The following is a 17,328-nucleotide window of genomic DNA, read 5'->3' as shown; positions in this document are numbered from 1 at the left end:
CCAATATAAAAACCAATTAATATAGCATCACAAAAGGCTTATTTTAATATTAAATATCTTTTTCTGTTTAATTATACATAAAACCCACAAGATATTTAAATCTCGATAATTCAACATCACATAGGATGATAAAAATGGAAAAAAAATCTAATCTATCTAATGCAGAATCCAATATGGAAAATATCAAATCAAATGGCCCATCAGCAGATGATTTAAAAAGGCGCTTTAAAGAAGGCAGTATTCCATTACAGACCGATTATGCCGATCTGATTAATATCGCTGATATAGGTCGCCGGGCTGTTAGTAAAGCACCCGGTCAAACGGATAACCCAAATTCAGCCCTGAAACTGAATAATGACGGTGCACTAGCGGTAAAACTTAACGACAATGGCGGTTTAAAGGCAGATGAAAATGGATTAAGTGTAAAAATCAAGAATAAAAGCCTGTTAGCTGATAATAGCGGATTAGCCGTCAATGCCGGCAGAGGATTGAGAATTAACAACGAAAAGCTTGAGGTCGATAATCATCACGGTATTGAAATAGTTAATGAAGGGGTAAAGGTTAAAGCTGGTGAAGGTATTAAAGTAGACAGTAACGGTGTCTGTTTGAAAATGGGAAAACCCATCAGCAATATCTTTTCTCCATTAATATTAGAACCAAAAAATGATGTTTTATCTGTAAAGATGGGCAATGGTCTGGTTAATAGAGACAATGGAATATCAGTTAACCCAGGTAATGGCATTGATGTAGATTACAATTATGTGTCTGTCACGGCCAGTAATGGTATTACTGTTGATAATAATGGTGTTTCAGTCAAAGCCGGTAACGGTATCACAGTTAACTCAAGCGGAGTGAGCATTGATCCCATTAAAGTACTCCCCAGAGGAATGATTGTGATGTTTTCTGGTGATAGCGCTCCTACAGGCTGGGCTTTCTGTGATGGTAATAATGGAACCCCAGACTTAAGAAATCGTTTTGTCATGTGCGGAAATGATTTTTCTGATAAAGGAAACAGCCATTATTGCGCCAGAGGTAGAGGTAATGAAAAAGAATATCCCAAAAATACAAAATTAACTGAGGTTTCTGTCACTGTTAATGTGCAAAATACAACATTAACAGAGTCACAAATACCTAGTCATAAACATATTGGAGGTATGGCTTATTATAATACTAGAGGAATGCGATATGGGAATGTCTACTCAGGCTATGGTGACCTACTACATAATTATAATGATACAGTAATGCGTTATGACCAGTCCGACTCTCGTTGTGCATACACATCAGACACAGGGGGAGGACAAGGACATAATCACCAGGCAACAGCATCATCCTCTTCACATAATCATAGCGTTGATGTAATTCCGCCTTATTACTTATTAGCCTTTATTATGAAACTTTAATTCTACTCTACAAATACAGACTTAAATTACCTATTATTTACTCATTACCAAGGAAATATTAACATGACTTCGGAGCCAAATCTGTTAAATCGGATTACCATTACTATTGAAGCTAATAATCAACAGCTAGCTAAAAAAGTATTGCATGGCTCCGTGCTTAATCAGGCCAGTATAAATAAATTACTCAACTCATACTTTGATGAATATAACATTCATCAGGATATCTCTTTAGACAAATTAACTCTGGACCTTGGTGAAATAAATCCCCATGACTTTAATTCATTATTCCCTGCTCGCCTCAAGGTTGAGCTGAATAAAGCACTTAACCAATATCAGATAAACAACCATCAGGAAGAAACTCTACTGAATAAACCAACATTTAATAAATTTACCGATAACTCTTCCGCATTCTGCGATAATCATTTAATTGATGCGGAGAATTTCATTCACTCTTTATATCAACAAGATTCCCAACCCAATACACTGGAGGCAATAACACATAATAAAGACATTCATATTAATAAACTTATTGATCAATTAGCACAGATAGAGAGAAAGTGGATATTGCTATTAGCAAAAAGCTGTCTATCTGAACACGGTATACAACGACTTTTGGCTATCAAACAACCCGCTTTATTCATTGCCATTAATCGCAGATTATCCGAAAAAGTAAACAAACCACAACATCAGGAGGAGCTTGTCTCCTCCACACAACTGATACTCAATGCACTGGAATATCTACAGCGGCATAATATTCAGGAAATACCTAAACCCAATGCAAAAATCATTTCACGTATTATCACTGAACTTAATAACGGCGCACTTAACACCGCTCCTATTATTAAGCTATTTCGCCAAGCTATGAACCAAAATACGCCATTAAATAGTTGGCTAAAACAACTCTGGCAAACCGTTTATGTTTCACGGCTTTGCCAAAAGCATCTATCAGTTAAGGAGTACCAATATCTATTGGCATGCTTTATGCCAAATCATATAGATAAAAATACACCCGATAAACAATCAGCCATAAATAACGTTAATTTTTTAGATGTTCAGCAACATCAACTGCTGGTAAATCAGAAGGTTATTACCGAAGATCAGAAAATACTATCAGCATCAAACTCTCCATGCCAAGTCAATAATGCCGGCATATTAATGCTCTGGCCGATGCTACCCACATTGTTTAATCAACTTAGCCTACTTGAGGGGAAAAAATTTATCCATCGTCAAGCCCAATACCATGCTGTTAATTTCCTTGACTATCTGATTTGGGGAACCGACGAAACACCGGCAGAACGTAAGAGGCTCAATAACGTTCTGTGCGGACTCATGATCAATGAAAATACCGAATCAATCTTGCTTGAACCAGAGAAGCAATTGATAACAGAGCAATGGCTGGATAGCGTTATTACCCAACTTCCCGGTTGGAAAAAATTAAGCTGCAATGACGTCCGCCAATTGTTCTTACAACGACCGGGTGAATTATTGGCAAATGAGCAAGAAATCAAAATCACCATCCAGCCACAGCCATTTGATGCATTGCTGACTGAATGGCTGTGGCCATTAAATATCGCCAAACTTCCTTGGTTGGATCGCTCTTTATTAATCGACTGGAAAAATATTTAACAGGTTTATATGAACGCTTTACTTAAAAATAACCATGATATGGTGACAGAATTACACTGGATTTACCCCCATCTGGAACGTATTGATCTGCAATTACAACATTACTATTACCAAAATAGAGAAAAATATGATTATTTACCAGAGAGTTTTCTGCTTACCGAAGATGAATTAAACCAGCGGCTGGCAAAACCACAAAGCATTCCTCATTGGGTCACCAAACAGGATGATATTATTAATTTCCCTGAAATCGACGAAACCCCCAATGCATTATCACAATTAGTTGCACGTTTTGATCTCACTGAATTTGAACGGGATGTTTTATTATTAGGTTTATTACCCCATTTCGATAGCCGTTATCATGCATTATTTGCTGCTCTGCACGGTAATAGTAAAAAACAGTGGCCTGACTTTGCCTTAGCCATTGAATTATTTAGCCAACGTCAAAGTGATCGGCAATTACGACAAAACAGTCTTCTACCGCAAACACCATTAATCAGTCATCAACTATTACGGCTTAATAATCACGAAGAGTCTATTTGGTTACAAACTCAATTTCTAACTCACAGCGCTGTCTGGCATTTCTTATCAGGCCAACGGGTTATTTTACCTCCCTTGACAACTTGTGCTTATTGGCATGCTTCTGCCTCACGCGGTTGGTATCCACAATCCCTTTACCCTTCACTAGAAAAGATATTATTAAATAAAACCGATGAAGTTCGCCCGCTGGTAATACTCAGAGGAAAACAAGATAGCGCCAGAGAATTAGCGGTAAGCAATATGATGGCTCTTCATGATATCAGTACCTTAACGCTAGACTTAGCTCAACTACCGGAAGAAAATAACCCTAACTTGCTGATAGATGCAGTCCGGGAAGCACGATTACATGATGCCTGCTTATTAATTCGCAATTTTTCTTTGCTTAAAGATGAAAAGAAAATATTACACAGGGAATTCTCCACGTTATTGAACCAAGCAAAATTACGCGTGGTTTGTCTGGCAGAACCACAAGATTCATTAATGTGGATTAAACATTTACCAATAGTGCAAATTAATATGCCAGCTCTGACGCTGGCAGATAAAAAAACCATGCTGGAAGCCAGTTTACCAGATAAGATAATCCAGAAAATAAATATCCCTCAATTATGTCAACGTTTTTCATTTACCGCAGAAACATTACCGCAAATCCTTCAAGAAGCACATCAATACCAAATACTCCGACAACCGGAAGGTCAATTGGAAGAAACCGATCTGCGTACAGCATTAAGTTTCCGCGCTCAACAGAATTTCGGTAAATTAGCGCAACGAATAACCCCCAAACGCAGCCTTAATGATTTAGTTATTTCAGACGCATTAGCGCAACAATTAAGAGAAATTATTGCCGCCATTCATTACCGTGACCAGATTCTAGCTACTGGCTTTCAGGAAAAAATCGGTTATGGTACCGGTATTAGTGCGCTATTTTACGGAGAATCCGGGACCGGCAAAACCATGGCCGCAGAAGTAATCGCTGGTCATCTTGGCGTTGATTTGATTAAAGTGGATCTCTCTACCGTGGTGAATAAATATATTGGCGAAACGGAAAAAAATATCTCCCGTATTTTCGATCTGGCCGAAGCAGATTCCGGCGTGCTATTTTTCGATGAAGCGGATGCGCTATTTGGCAAGCGTAGCGAAACCAAAGATGCTCAAGACAGACATGCCAATATTGAAGTTTCTTACTTATTACAACGATTGGAAAATTATCCGGGATTAGTGATCTTAGCCACCAATAATCGTAGCCATTTAGACAGCGCCTTTAATCGCCGTTTTACCTTTATTACCCGTTTTTCTTATCCCGATGAAATATTACGTAAAAAAATGTGGCAAGTCATTTGGCCGGAACAAATTACATTATCCGATACCATTGATTTTACCTATCTGGCTAAACGCGCTGATTTAACCGGGGCTAATATCAGAAATATTGCGCTATTAGCCTCAATGTTAGCGCAAAATGACCATTGTGAACAAATCGAAAATAAACATATCAATCGAGCGGTTACACTCGAATTAAATAAAACTGGCCGATTGGTTTTTTAAATACTCAATAGGATAAATATAAATATGACAACCCTAATTGCTTCTAACAACGCGATTATTGAAGTAAATCATGCATTAAATACTGTTTTATCCCAGTATTTAAATACCAATGGCAATAAAATTGATATCCGCTTCGATCTACCCGAAATTAATTCCATTCAATCGGAACCGACGGTCAGTGTATTTCTTTATGACATCAATGAAGATTTACAATTACGTTCCGCCGAACCAAGACGTTATAACCCAGCAACCAGCACATTATTACCGGGATGGGTCAATATCAATTGTCACTATTTAATTACTTATTGGGATGCGAATAAACCCTCTAGTGATAGCTCCAGCCCGGATAGCCGCCCCAATAATCAAGCGGCACAAGTGATGACCCGGATTTTAAATGCATTAATTAACAACCGTCAATTAGCCGGCATTCCCGGTGCCTATACCCGAATTATTCCCCAACAGGAGAATTTAAATAGCTTGGGTAATTTCTGGCAAGCTCTCGGTAATCGCCCTCGCCTCTCTCTAATGTATTCAATTACCGTACCCATGAAACTGCAAAATATTAAAGACAATATTACCCCAATTAACCAAATTTCCGCGTCTGTAAATCAGAAACCCAACCTAAATAATTCACAAATCAACCAAGCTCTGGTAGATAAATTATGTGCCGATTTAGGTGGTACAGAAGATGCTCGTCTTGCTTTGGCTAAAATTAATTTGGTAACAGAACCCGACACAGCAAATAACCAAAATCAAGAAAATAACAGCATTATTGTTGAAGTTTCCGGTATGACCAACACAGCTTATTTAACACAAATAAAAGATACACTTAAAAAATGGAAAAACAGTCAAGAGATTATCATTAAGATAAATGGTTTTGATATTATTGTTTCTAAAGAAAATTCTGACAGGTTAATTGGGATTCAAAATCAAACCTATATTAACACAACGAACAATCACTCACCTAACAAATAATTATTTATTTGATTTTTCCACGTTAACAATCCATATATTATTTGCGATTCAAAATTCATACAAGATATACAGGTGGTAATATCATGCCAATAAATAGCCTTATAAAAAAGTTTGAACTTAATACCCAAAAAGATCAAGCTATTGTTTCTCCTGCAAGATCAAACAGTCATAAACAAACTGAGCATCTTGAATTAAATACACCTAAAAATAGAGGAGATGGAAAAGACTTAAATGCACAAACCACCCCAAATCAACAGTACACCAGAAAGCCGGAAACTAAACTAAAGAATGATGATGATAAAAAGAAATTACAGGAACATACACCAGATTTGGAGGTAAAAAAAGAAAGTTCAGCAACACCGAATACCCGTAATAATCTAAATGGAAAAGTCAAAGCTGAAGATATTTTCAACCAATTTAAAAGTAAATTTGATCCTTATGACAGAGAATTACCTTTCGACATAATGAATAAAATAACCAATAATGAAATAAAATTTTCTTCTGAAAAAGCGAAAGATGATTATTTAGCTAAAGTAAAAGACAAGACATTCACATTGAGACATTATACTGCTGGCAATGGGCAAGAAAAACCTACATTTGATGAGATTAGCTCAAACTTTAATTTGGTAAATAAGGGAATAAAAACATTAAATCGCACTCAAGGAAGTAACACCAATGAAGATGATTGGAACCGTTTAGGAAATACGGCATTTACTTTCTACTTGCTAGCAATAGATGGAGAAGTATCCAATAGAAAGTTCTTATCTAATACAACTCATTTTGCAGAAATTAATATAGAAGATTCAGAAGAACTTAAAGAACTTGGCTTAGATCAAGCTGAATTCTTTGCTTCTCCTGATTTACTTCACGAAAAAAATCTTTCACAAGCCCCTGCTGTAAAAGGAAAACTGTCTGATTTAAAATCATTATTATTAAAACGATCTGGCATAAGTTCAGTTCAATTAGGGCGTTTAGATGCGAAAACAATTTTAAAAAGCATAGACAATGAATTTGGCAATAGTCTCGAAATCAAAATCCCAGGGAATGTTAATGTGAACAAATGGAATAAAATTTAAAAGTAAATATACCCGTCATCTTTCAAGTTGCTGCTTCGTTGGCTACGTTCACTTGCCGCCACGCTGCAATTTGAAATCTATTGGGTATATTATCAGAGGTAATAATATGCTAAACAACAAATACAGTGAAAAAGTTAATCACTCAGAAAACAGAGCGGAAAAAGGCGCAATACATCCTAACCAATATAATATGAATAGCTGCACATTGGGGTTAGGATTGGATTTACCGCCAAAGAGAAAACTAAGAATAGGAGATGAAAGAAATATAAAAGATGCACAACCTTTTATTCCATCCCCCGCGAAACAAAGACAATATAGCACCAGCCCCATAGCAATGTCTGATATATTAAGCGAAAGCGCACTGACTTCACAACCGATTATTACCGATTTAATTAATCCGCAAAAAATAAAAATGTCAGAAGGCGTAAGAAATATTTTAAATAACAAAGAAGGAGGAGGAAATTTGGTATTCAAGGCACTACAAATTAAACCATCGGATGAAACTCTGCCATTCAATGCATTAAAAATCGTCGATACCTGGCAAGAAGAAATGCCGGATCAAGACATGTCTATTTTAGCTTATTGGGCACCACAAGGAGGATATGTTGATATCCCGGCCCAACCCGATCTCAGTCGCCATCCACAATATGTATTTACCCCAGGATTCAGTGGATGTTCATTTGTGGTCGATAAAATGAATAAAGATATTCTCCGGGTTCGGCACGTACAAGGTGGTCAAGAAGACGTTGAATATAATAACCAGAATATTGATCACGGAATGGGTATGATGTCGGCAATGGAATTCCGCGATTATGGATATCACGAGGCCGATGGCAAAGTGATGGAAAATACCTATGGTTTTGCCTTTTTAAAATTTAACCCAGAGAAAAAACAGTGGCAACTTCACTATCAGAAAATAGCCGCAGCCCCTAATATCATAAATATAAAAACTGAATCTAGTTGGTTGCCATTCAGTAAGCCTTCAATTGAAGCCAATACCTTTACCTCCAAAGATATGAAAGTTTCTGGGTATAATAGGAGACATATTACAGACATTAAATAGTATGCCATTATATATACCCTATGGATTTCAAGATGCATCGCGGCGGCAAGGGAGCGAATCCCCGGGAGCATATACCCAATAGATTTCAAGTTGCAGTGCGGCGGCAAGAGAACGCATCCCCGGGAGCATAGATAACTATGTGACTGGGGTAAGTGAACGCAGCCAACAAAGCAGCAGCTTGAAAGATGAAGGGTATAGATAACTCTGTGACCGGGGTGAGAGAGTGCAGCCAACAAAGAAGCAACTTGAAAGATGACGGGTATAGAAAAACCGGGAGCTGTATTTGAGAACATAGCTCCCGTTATTCCCCACGATAATTGATTTTTAAAACCAATCTATCTTCAATAGCAGAATAAAACCATTTCCCTTGTAATTTAATAATCTCTTTAAATTATTTCCATGATGATTATTTTATGATTATATTTTTCATAATCATTAGTTCACCAAAAAATTATAAACAAACTCATTTCCTCCAATTAATATAAAAATCAATTAAGATATGTAGACACATAAAATTATCAAAACCGGCCATATCAATTAATAATTACCCTTATTATTAATTAACACTCCCATTTACAAGCTCAATGCCTATAATTACACCGCTCTTTTTACACCGAAGTAATTTAAATAATCGTCAAATAACCACCTGACTCACTAAGGTTATTTCATTTGGCCTTTTTGTAATGAGGGGGAATAGGTCCCATACCCAATAGATTTCAATTTGCAGGTGCAAGCAGCCAACAAAGCCGCAACTTGAAAGATGAATATGAAAATAACCGCTATACATCAGGTTATTGCGGTAGCTATACCCAATCGTTAGGTACTAAGAAAAACAAAGTAATAGCCGTTTTTCTTATATTCAAAATGTAAACAATCAAGGAAAAAATCATGTCTACAACTCCAGAACAAATTGCTGTTGAATATCCCATTCCTACTTACCGATTTGTTGTCTCGATCGCTGATGAGCAAATCCCTTTTAACAGCGTTTCTGGCCTCGATATTTCTCATGATGTCATAGAATACAAAGACGGTACCGGCAATTACTATAAAATGCCCGGTCAACGTCAGGCGATTAATATCTCGCTGCGTAAAGGGGTATTCTCTGGCGATACTAAACTTTTTGACTGGATTAACTCTATTCAGCTTAATCAGGTGGAGAAAAAAGATATTTCAATTAGTTTAACCAACGAAGCCGGCACTGAAATTTTAATGACCTGGAGCGTGGCAAATGCCTTCCCAACCTCATTAACTTCCCCTTCTTTTGATGCCACCAGCAACGAAGTTGCCGTGCAGGAAATTACCCTGACCGCAGATCGAGTCACCATTCAAGCGGCTTAAGACTCATTTATACCCGTTATCTTTTTGAAATCCATCGGGTATATCAAGCTGTCTACTCAGAATATTGCACAATAATTGGAGGCAACATGCCAACGGTACCAACCTATCCCGGCGTTTATATCGAAGAGGACGCCTCACCCGCACTCTCTGTTCAGTCCGGTGCAACAGCAGTGCCTGTCTTTGCCGTCGCAAAAGACAATTCATTAATAACCGATGATTCTTATATTCGTGTTAATAGCTGGCTGGAATATTTGTCGCTCAAAGGGGGGCAATTTACGGCCACCGATAAGCTTGATATCGCACTACGCGCTTATTTTATTAATGGCGGTGGATATGGCTATCTGGTTAAAACCGCAGAGTTAGAAAAACATGTGCCAAAACTCGATGATGTGACATTGCTGGTTGCTGCCGGAGAAGAAATCATGACTGCCGCAGACGCCCTTTGCAAATCTGGCAAAGGATTATTCGCCATTTTTGATGGTCCAATCGCTCAAATAACCTCAGACCAAAAACCCGATGACGTGCTTAAACCCTATTCCGCTACAGCCTATGGCGCAGTTTATTATCCCTGGCTGACCGCTGAATGGGGAGAAAATAAAGCCACCATTGATATTCCACCCAGCGCCGTCATGGCCGGTATTTATGCCCGTGTCGATAACAACCGGGGCGTTTGGCAAGCACCAGCAAATGTCGCTGTGCAAGGCAGATTGCAACCTAAATATCCGATGACTGACGACCTGCAAGGGAAATATAACCAAGGTAAAGCGCTGAATATGATCCGCACTTTTCCTAAGAGCGGTACGCTGGTCTGGGGTGCTCGCACACTTGAGGACAATGATCATTGGCGTTATATCCCGGTTCGCCGCCTGTTTAATAGCGCAGAACGGGATATTAAAAATGCCATGAGTTTCGCGGTCTTCGAACCCAATAGCCAACCCACTTGGAAAGCGGTCCACCGTGCTATCGATAACTATCTTCACACCCTCTGGCAGCAAGGCGGCTTGATGGGCAGCAAAGCTGAGCAGGCTTATTTTGTTCAAATTGGTAAAGACGTCACCATGACTGATGACGATATTAAGCAGGGCAAAATGATTGTCAAAGTGGGTCTGGCGGCGGTTCGTCCAGCCGAGTTTATTATCTTGCAGCTTACGCAGAATATCGCTCAATAACCGGAGGAAATATGCCAGCTATACCAACTATGTCAACAACACCAACTTATCCTGGCGTCTATATTGAAGAAGACGCCTCACTGGCACTTTCTGTTAGCCAGGGAAATACCGCAATACCCGTTTTTATTGGGCGTTTCTTACCGAAAAAAACCAGCGCGACACCTGAAATAACCCGCGTGAGTAGCTGGTTGGATTTTACTAACCTATTTAACGTAGGTTGTGTTAGATCAATAGCAATCACATCAACCGAACCCACGCCTCCCAAACCCGAACCGACTCCTCCTGAAAAACCTCAAACAGTCGAAGACGATGTATCAGTCAAAAACAACGAAGGAGTTGAAAACGATACAGAAGTTGCCGCCACGACACAGGCTACAACGCCCAATGCAGATGAAACTCCCCCCGGATACACTTATCAGGTCGCCGTCGATATCTACACAATAAGCAGTGATGCTTTAAAACTTTATTTCCAAAATGGCGGCGGACCTTGTTATATCCTGCCAATTGCTGATACCAGCAAGGCTAATACGCTGGCATTAATCCCGGCGTTGATTGAGCAGGCTTTAGAAATCACGTTAATTGTCTGTCCTGAACAGGATGCTGATTATCAGAGCCAGATATATAACAACCTGACCCCTTCATTATTAAATAACGGCTATTTTCTTATCGCCGATAACCAAGATAAAGCAACCGCTATCAGCGCTAATGTTCCCTCACAAACTGCAACGTATTATCCCGCCGTGAAAGTCTCACAGTTGATGCAAACGGAAGAGGCTCTCGTCGCTGTTTCAGGCTATAAAGATGCCAATACAACCCCAGACAAAGTGACTAATCTGGTACAGCTCAAAGAGAAAAATCCCGATGTCTATCAGCAAGCGGTGACTGCAATACAGAACATAAGTAAAACGATTCCCGCCAGTGCAGTGATAGCCGGTGTCTACTGCGCCACCGATGCCAGTCGCGGTGTCTGGAAAGCACCCGCTAATGTTGCGCTGAGTGGGATTAGTGATGTAGCCGAACGGCTCACGGAAGATGAGCAAGGTACCATGAATCAAAATGGTATCAATGCGATCCGTTATTTCAGTAACAAAGGTTTTGTCGTCTGGGGTGCGCGTACTCTGCAAAATGATGATAATTGGCGCTACATTCCAGTTCGGCGTTTATTTAATGCGGCAGAACGGGATATCAAGCAAGCCATGCAATTTGCCGTGTTTGAACCCAACAGCCAGCCCACCTGGGAACGCGTCCGCTCAGCGATTGATAACTATCTCCATCAACTCTGGCAGCAAGGGGCACTGGCCGGTAACAGCCCACAGGAAGCCTATTTTGTCCAGATTGGTCAAGATGTCACCATGTCCGCCGACGATATTAAGCAAGGCAAAATGGTGGTGAAAGTTGGCATGGCAGCGGTCCGTCCGGCTGAATTTATTATTCTGCAATTTTCGCAAAATGTAACACCGTAACCGTATGGGGCGCGGTTCGCCGCGCCTGTTCTAGTGAGGAACCGAGAATGGAAATAAAACAGCCCGGCGTCACCATCACGGAGAACCTGATATCCCAGCATCAAGATGAGGCATTTATCGGTGTACCGGTTTTTATCGGCTATACCCAACCGGCTAAAAATAATCATGCTAAAAACAATCGTATTAGTGACAAAACCGCCGTCAAGCTCCACAACCTGACCGATTTTACCCTGTCATTTGGTGAATCAGGATTAATGTACTATTCCGTGCGCCACTTTTTTGAAAACGGGGGTCAACAAGCCTATGTGCTGTCGCTAGGGTCTGATGAACCCCGAGACAATTTTCAATCATTAACCACCACCCTACAACAAGATTGGGTTAAACAAGCGATTTCGGCACAGAGTGCTATCACGCTGATTGTGGTTCCCGATATTGTTTATCTGAATCAGATGGATGCTCCCGATTCAGAAATCGATCAACACGATAAGATTCTATTCTGGCAACAGTTTTGGCAATCCGTACTCAACCTTTGCAACAGCCGACGCGGCATCATGGGATTGCTGGATGCCCCCGATGATCCCGCACTGGCCGCTGAATGTTTAGCCCAGTTCTCTTCCAGTGATCGGCAATGGGGCGCGGTATACTGGCCAAGGCTGAACAGTGCTTATCAGGAACAAAATCAGCCTGTTGTACTTTCACCTACTGCGGCGGTGGCCGCCGTCATCCAACGTAACGATAACCAAATGGTCGTCTGGCATGCCCCCGCGAACATTACGTTAGCCAAAGTCATCAACCCGATACGCTCTTATATTGAAGCTGATGACCTGTTTAATCAGAACGGCACTTCGTTAAATCTGGTTCGCAGCTTCCCCGGCAAAGGAACAAGGATCTGGGGATGTCGCACGCTGGACAATACCCCCGGTTCTCCCTGGCGCTATATCCAGACGCGCCGTCTGGTTTCCTATATCGAAGCCCATATGACTCAACTAGGCCGGGCCTTTGTGTTTGAACCCAATAACGCCATCACCTGGATGAAGTTTAAAGGTCAGGCTTACAACTGGTTACGTCAGTTATGGCTAAACGGCGGACTGCGCGGTACACAGGAAGATCAGGCATTTGAGGTGTTACTGGGGATTGACGAGTCGATGAGTGAAGCGGATCTACGGGCCGGGAAAATGATCATGAAGATCAGGCTGGCGCTGTTAATTCCGGCGGAATTTATCGAGCTGAATCTGACATTTGATACCCGCACCGGGATCACCCATTAAACAGGGGCAAAATATGAACAATTTATACACCCCGTCGGTATCACACCGTTTTATCGCCAGTTTTCTGTTTAACAATATCCCCAGCCCTCTCGACATTGCCTTTCAACGGATATCTGGCCTCAGCCGTGAGTTACAAACTAGCCAACACAGTCAGGGGGGAGAAAACGCCAGAAATACCTGGCTGGCCGAGAAGATCCAGCATGGCAGTCTGGTACTGGAGCGCGGCGTTATGACCGTTACGCCACTCACTCTGACGTTTGACCGCGTCCTGCGGGGTGAGAAAGCCGTGTATGCCGATGTGGTTATCATTCTACTGAATGAACATTCAGTTCCCGTGGCAAGCTGGACATTAAGTAATGCGCTGCCAGTTCATTGGTCTACCGGGGATTTTGATGCCAATAGCAATACGGTGCTGGTCAATACTCTGGAGCTACGTTATCAGGATATGCGCTGGTTAGGAGTGAAAGCATGACCGTAGAAATTAAGGAGCTGATTATTCAGGCTAAAGTGACCGATTCAGCCAGTCACTCCAGCGCACCACGCACACTGGCGCAGGAAGCGCTGGATAACGCCCAACTGATTGAAAAGGTGAAACAAGCCGTGTTAGATGCCTTGCGTGAAACAGGAGGTCATTATGAGCTTAATTGAACGCAGCCTGTCCAAACTCACCCTCACCGCTTTCAAGGACCGCGAGGGGAAAATCTCGGTAGGCAGTTTGCAAGCCATGTATAACCCCGATGCCATCCAGCTCGACTACCAAACCCGTTATCAGCAGGATGAAAGCGTTAACAGTGCCAGTCAAAGCAGCCGCTATGTATTATCCCAACCGGCGGGTCTGTCATTAGTCCTGTTATTTGATGCCACCATGCCCGGCAACAACACCGCAGTAGAAACGCAGCTGGCAATTTTAAAAGCCCTGTGTGCCGTGGATGCCAGTACCAACGTTCCCCACTTTCTTAAAATTAAATGGGGCAAAATGCGTTGGGAAAACAAAGGCTATTTTGCTTGCCGTGCCAGTGGCCTTAGCATCAGTTACACCCTGTTTGACCGGGATGCCACGCCATTGCGGGCCAGCGCGACCTTATCCCTAGTGGCAGATGAAAGCTTTGTGATTCAAGCCACCGAGCAACAGTTAAAATCACCACCCGTCACCGCAGTCAATGTAACCGATATGCTCTCCCTGCCGTTGATCGCCTTAGGTGCCGGCGCTTCTTTGGCGGGTGGAATCGATTATCTCTCGCTGGCCTGGCAAAACAATTTGGATAATCTTGATGACTTCACCCCCGGGCAAACACTGCAAGCGCAGGGGGAAGCATGAAGATACCCGCAATAACCATCAAAATAGGGGGTAAAGCCCTCAGTCAATTTACGGTTATCACTCTGACAATTCACCATCAAATCAATGGCATCCCCTCGGCTAACATCACGCTGGGGATCGCCGGTGATGCCAGCCATATTTTTGACGCCAAAGCGCAAGCTGAACTGGTAAGCTGCCGTCCGAATCATGAACTTAGCGTGCAGATCGAAAAAACTGTGGTGTTTAAAGGGATCATCGTGCGGCAAACATTGGGGCTTAAAGGTCAGGACAACCTCATTACCCTAACCGCTAAACACTCGTTACAAAAATTAACTCACAACTTCCACTCACAACTGTTCAACAAACAAAGTGATGAGGCAATTCTCAAAAAACTATTCAGTCAGGCCGGTATCCCTGTCACGATAAAACCAGCGCCTCAGCTTAAAACGGTGCATGAGCAAATGGTGCAATTCCGCTGTAATGACTGGACGTTTCTAAAAAATCGGCTGTTCGCGACCCATACTTGGTTATTGCCCGGCAACGATAGCGTGACACTGGTCACCCCGGAATCCCTGAACCGGTCAACCGTGCATACCCTCCACCAGCGAGCTAACCCTCAGGATGCGGTGTTATTTGAAGCGAATCTGCAATGGGATAACCAACGCAGCCCCAAAACCGTGAGTGTGCAATCCTGGGATATCGCCCAACAAAAACTATCTCCAGCCCATCAGGCAAAAAGCAGCGGTCTGGGTCGCAATCAACTTGCCACAGATAGTCTGACATCATTGACCCACCAAGCATGGCAATGGGCTTTCAGCTATCCATTGGACAATGAACAGGCCAAACAGCTTGCTCAAGGTATCCTGAATAACCGCCGAAGTCATAACGTCTCCGGTAATTTTGAAGTCGAAGGCGATAACCGTTATCAAGCAGGGGATGTGCTGGCGTTAAGCGGCTTTGGTCATGGGATGGATGGTCAGGCGATTATCACCGGTGTCAGTCACACTATCAACCAACGGCAAGGCTGGCGTACCCGGCTAACGCTGGGGCTATTACCGGAAACAGAGCAAGTTGTACCGCAGGCAAAAGAGCTGCATATCGGGATCGTGGAAAAATACCAGCGGGATAGCCAATCATTGGGTCGTATTCCGGTCAAAATCCCCGCGTTAAACTTAACCAACGGCACTCTTTTTGCCCGGCTGGGTAAGCCTTACGCCAGTCATGAAAGCGGTTTCTGCTTTTACCCTGAACCGGGAGATGAAGTGATTATCGGCTTCTTTGACGGTGATCCGCGCTTTCCAGTGATATTAGGCTCGATGCACAATCCTAAAAACAAAGCGCCGTTAGAACCGAGTGAAAAAAACCCGGAGAAAACCTTAGTGATTAAACAAGGGGAAAATCAGCAGGCATTAACATTTAACCATAAAGATAAAACCCTCACCTTAAATAGCGGAAAAAACACCTTATCTCTGCAACAGGATAAAGATATTACGCTTAATTCTGCTAAGAATCTTATTACCCATGCTCAGGAAATTAAAATAGAGGCGCAAAAATCGCTGTCCGCCTCCGGTAAATCCGGCGTAGATATTAAAGGTGCGAAGATTAACTTAACCCAATAATAAGGTAATAAGATGACAAATAAAGCACTAGCCAATAAAGCATTAGCCGAAAAAGTATTAGCCGATATTTATGGTCGGGGTTGGGCCTTTCCGCCACAATTTTCTATTAAAGATAGTACGTATAAAGATAGTACATATAAAGATAGCGCTCATCCTGAAATACCCACGGGCGTCACCATGGCGGAAGGGGCCGAAAACGTTCGCCAAAATATGAAAATTCTTTTTCTCACCGAACCCGGCGAACGAATTATGCGTGAGAATTATGGCTGTGGCCTGAATGATTATCTGTTTGCCAATATTCGTGACGAAATGATGGCAGAAATTCAAACCCGGATTGAAGAACGGGTATTACGTTATGAGCCCCGCGCCGATATTAGCGAGATCCAAGTGAACCAGAGAACCGACCTACCCAATACCCTGCATATTCAGGTCACCTACACGCTGAGAGGCAGCGAAATCAGCCAGCAGATTGAAGGCGTCCTCGAAGTGAATGAAGGCCGGGTACAGGTGAGTTTATGAGCAAACAACTGGTGGTAGATGGCGATTTCTTGCTGTTCGAACCATTATTTGGCAACCGGCAAGTCACCATTCTGGGGCCAGCAACCATCCGGGGTAGCGGACATGCCCAAATCCAAGGCAAAAAGATCGTTATGATCGGTGATGAAAAAAAGCTGCAATTTCAGGCGCAATATATTACTCCCAGCCACCCGGTGCCCGGCATGGGGATGGTCACCATTGCTCAATTAAATGCCAGCCAACAAGTCAACTTTTGCCGCAGCCCGGCCACGGTAATTGTCGTCGGGCAACAATTTATCGCCCGATTTACCCCAACCCAACCCGCTAATAATCCATCAAGTGGCCCGGATGTAACGGTCCCCAGTATGGGGAAAGGCCGGTTTATTGCCAGTCAATATGCGGTCACTGCCGGATAAATAACCTCTTCAACTTTATTTTACAT

At 42.1% G+C, this 17,328-nt stretch carries 16 protein-coding genes; all 16 read left to right on the top strand.

Annotation, left to right across the window (positions count from 1 at the left end):
• The first annotated feature begins 134 nt into the window (after positions 1-134).
• The 16 genes from EAE89_RS14010 (at position 135) to EAE89_RS13935 (ending at position 17,302) form a co-directional block, all read left to right on the top strand.
• On the top strand, positions 135-1,400 hold the full coding sequence (locus EAE89_RS14010; protein WP_214086081.1) for a tail fiber protein: 1,266 nt from the start codon (positions 135-137) through the stop codon (positions 1,398-1,400).
• 63 nt (positions 1,401-1,463) lie between these two features.
• Entirely contained in the window at positions 1,464-3,026 is a 1,563-nt protein-coding gene (locus tag EAE89_RS14005) for a contractile injection system tape measure protein (protein WP_214086080.1), read from the top strand.
• 9 nt (positions 3,027-3,035) lie between these two features.
• Positions 3,036-5,102, top strand: coding sequence for an ATP-binding protein (locus EAE89_RS14000; RefSeq protein WP_214086079.1), 2,067 nt, complete (start codon positions 3,036-3,038; stop codon positions 5,100-5,102).
• Positions 5,103-5,126: 24 nt separating this feature from the next.
• Positions 5,127-6,077 carry a Pvc16 family protein gene (locus tag EAE89_RS13995; protein WP_214086078.1) on the top strand — a complete coding sequence of 317 codons (951 nt, stop codon included), beginning with the start codon at positions 5,127-5,129 and terminating at the stop codon, positions 6,075-6,077.
• 83 nt (positions 6,078-6,160) lie between these two features.
• Entirely contained in the window at positions 6,161-7,153 is a 993-nt protein-coding gene (locus EAE89_RS13990) for a hypothetical protein (protein ID WP_054480006.1), read from the top strand.
• A 106-nt stretch (positions 7,154-7,259) separates the two neighbouring features.
• Positions 7,260-8,216, top strand: coding sequence for a hypothetical protein (locus EAE89_RS13985; RefSeq protein WP_214086077.1), 957 nt, complete (start codon positions 7,260-7,262; stop codon positions 8,214-8,216).
• A gap of 888 nt (positions 8,217-9,104) precedes the next feature.
• On the top strand, positions 9,105-9,554 hold the full coding sequence (locus tag EAE89_RS13980; protein ID WP_054480004.1) for a phage tail protein: 450 nt from the start codon (positions 9,105-9,107) through the stop codon (positions 9,552-9,554).
• 86 nt (positions 9,555-9,640) lie between these two features.
• A complete protein-coding gene (locus tag EAE89_RS13975; protein ID WP_214086076.1) occupies positions 9,641-10,723 on the top strand; it encodes a phage tail sheath family protein in 1,083 nt (360 codons plus the stop codon).
• 29 nt (positions 10,724-10,752) lie between these two features.
• Complete coding sequence (locus EAE89_RS13970; protein ID WP_214086090.1) at positions 10,753-12,186, top strand: phage tail sheath family protein; 1,434 nt, start codon at positions 10,753-10,755, stop codon at positions 12,184-12,186.
• 47 nt (positions 12,187-12,233) lie between these two features.
• Positions 12,234-13,454, top strand: a complete 1,221-nt coding sequence (locus tag EAE89_RS13965) for a phage tail sheath C-terminal domain-containing protein (RefSeq protein ID WP_214086075.1) — start codon at positions 12,234-12,236, stop codon at positions 13,452-13,454.
• A 13-nt stretch (positions 13,455-13,467) separates the two neighbouring features.
• Positions 13,468-13,926, top strand: coding sequence for a phage tail protein (locus tag EAE89_RS13960; protein ID WP_011145950.1), 459 nt, complete (start codon positions 13,468-13,470; stop codon positions 13,924-13,926).
• The gene (locus EAE89_RS13955) at positions 13,923-14,102 is read left to right on the top strand and encodes a DUF5908 family protein (protein ID WP_054480017.1); all 180 of its coding nucleotides are present in this window, start codon (positions 13,923-13,925) and stop codon (positions 14,100-14,102) included. Before EAE89_RS13960 ends, EAE89_RS13955 begins: the two co-directional genes overlap by 4 nt.
• Positions 14,089-14,772, top strand: a complete 684-nt coding sequence (locus EAE89_RS13950; RefSeq protein ID WP_149617240.1) for a CIS tube protein — start codon at positions 14,089-14,091, stop codon at positions 14,770-14,772. Before EAE89_RS13955 ends, EAE89_RS13950 begins: the two co-directional genes overlap by 14 nt.
• A complete protein-coding gene (locus tag EAE89_RS13945; protein ID WP_214086074.1) occupies positions 14,769-16,370 on the top strand; it encodes a phage baseplate assembly protein V in 1,602 nt (533 codons plus the stop codon). The genes EAE89_RS13950 and EAE89_RS13945 overlap by 4 nt, the downstream gene beginning before the upstream one ends.
• Positions 16,371-16,382: 12 nt before the next feature.
• The gene (locus tag EAE89_RS13940; RefSeq protein ID WP_149617223.1) at positions 16,383-16,889 is read left to right on the top strand and encodes a GPW/gp25 family protein; all 507 of its coding nucleotides are present in this window, start codon (positions 16,383-16,385) and stop codon (positions 16,887-16,889) included.
• Entirely contained in the window at positions 16,886-17,302 is a 417-nt protein-coding gene (locus EAE89_RS13935) for a hypothetical protein (RefSeq protein ID WP_149617222.1), read from the top strand. Before EAE89_RS13940 ends, EAE89_RS13935 begins: the two co-directional genes overlap by 4 nt.
• Positions 17,303-17,328: the final 26 nt, after the last annotated feature.

Source organism: Photorhabdus heterorhabditis (assembly GCF_018448905.1).
GTDB classification, from domain to species: Bacteria; Pseudomonadota; Gammaproteobacteria; order Enterobacterales; family Enterobacteriaceae; genus Photorhabdus; species Photorhabdus heterorhabditis.
Note: the sequence above shows the minus strand (reverse complement) of the source record. Positions and strands in the feature narration are given on the sequence as shown.

Coding starts and splice junctions, on each gene's coding strand:
- EAE89_RS13975 (WP_214086076.1), top strand. CDS start 9,641: ATGCCAACGGTACCAACCTATCCCGGCGTTTATATCGAAGAGGACGCC.
- EAE89_RS13965 (WP_214086075.1), top strand. CDS start 12,234: ATGGAAATAAAACAGCCCGGCGTCACCATCACGGAGAACCTGATATCC.
- EAE89_RS13950 (WP_149617240.1), top strand. CDS start 14,089: ATGAGCTTAATTGAACGCAGCCTGTCCAAACTCACCCTCACCGCTTTC.
- EAE89_RS13940 (WP_149617223.1), top strand. CDS start 16,383: ATGACAAATAAAGCACTAGCCAATAAAGCATTAGCCGAAAAAGTATTA.
- EAE89_RS13955 (WP_054480017.1), top strand. CDS start 13,923: ATGACCGTAGAAATTAAGGAGCTGATTATTCAGGCTAAAGTGACCGAT.
- EAE89_RS13995 (WP_214086078.1), top strand. CDS start 5,127: ATGACAACCCTAATTGCTTCTAACAACGCGATTATTGAAGTAAATCAT.
- EAE89_RS13990 (WP_054480006.1), top strand. CDS start 6,161: ATGCCAATAAATAGCCTTATAAAAAAGTTTGAACTTAATACCCAAAAA.
- EAE89_RS13980 (WP_054480004.1), top strand. CDS start 9,105: ATGTCTACAACTCCAGAACAAATTGCTGTTGAATATCCCATTCCTACT.
- EAE89_RS14010 (WP_214086081.1), top strand. CDS start 135: ATGGAAAAAAAATCTAATCTATCTAATGCAGAATCCAATATGGAAAAT.
- EAE89_RS14000 (WP_214086079.1), top strand. CDS start 3,036: ATGAACGCTTTACTTAAAAATAACCATGATATGGTGACAGAATTACAC.
- EAE89_RS13960 (WP_011145950.1), top strand. CDS start 13,468: ATGAACAATTTATACACCCCGTCGGTATCACACCGTTTTATCGCCAGT.
- EAE89_RS13985 (WP_214086077.1), top strand. CDS start 7,260: ATGCTAAACAACAAATACAGTGAAAAAGTTAATCACTCAGAAAACAGA.
- EAE89_RS13970 (WP_214086090.1), top strand. CDS start 10,753: ATGTCAACAACACCAACTTATCCTGGCGTCTATATTGAAGAAGACGCC.
- EAE89_RS13945 (WP_214086074.1), top strand. CDS start 14,769: ATGAAGATACCCGCAATAACCATCAAAATAGGGGGTAAAGCCCTCAGT.
- EAE89_RS13935 (WP_149617222.1), top strand. CDS start 16,886: ATGAGCAAACAACTGGTGGTAGATGGCGATTTCTTGCTGTTCGAACCA.
- EAE89_RS14005 (WP_214086080.1), top strand. CDS start 1,464: ATGACTTCGGAGCCAAATCTGTTAAATCGGATTACCATTACTATTGAA.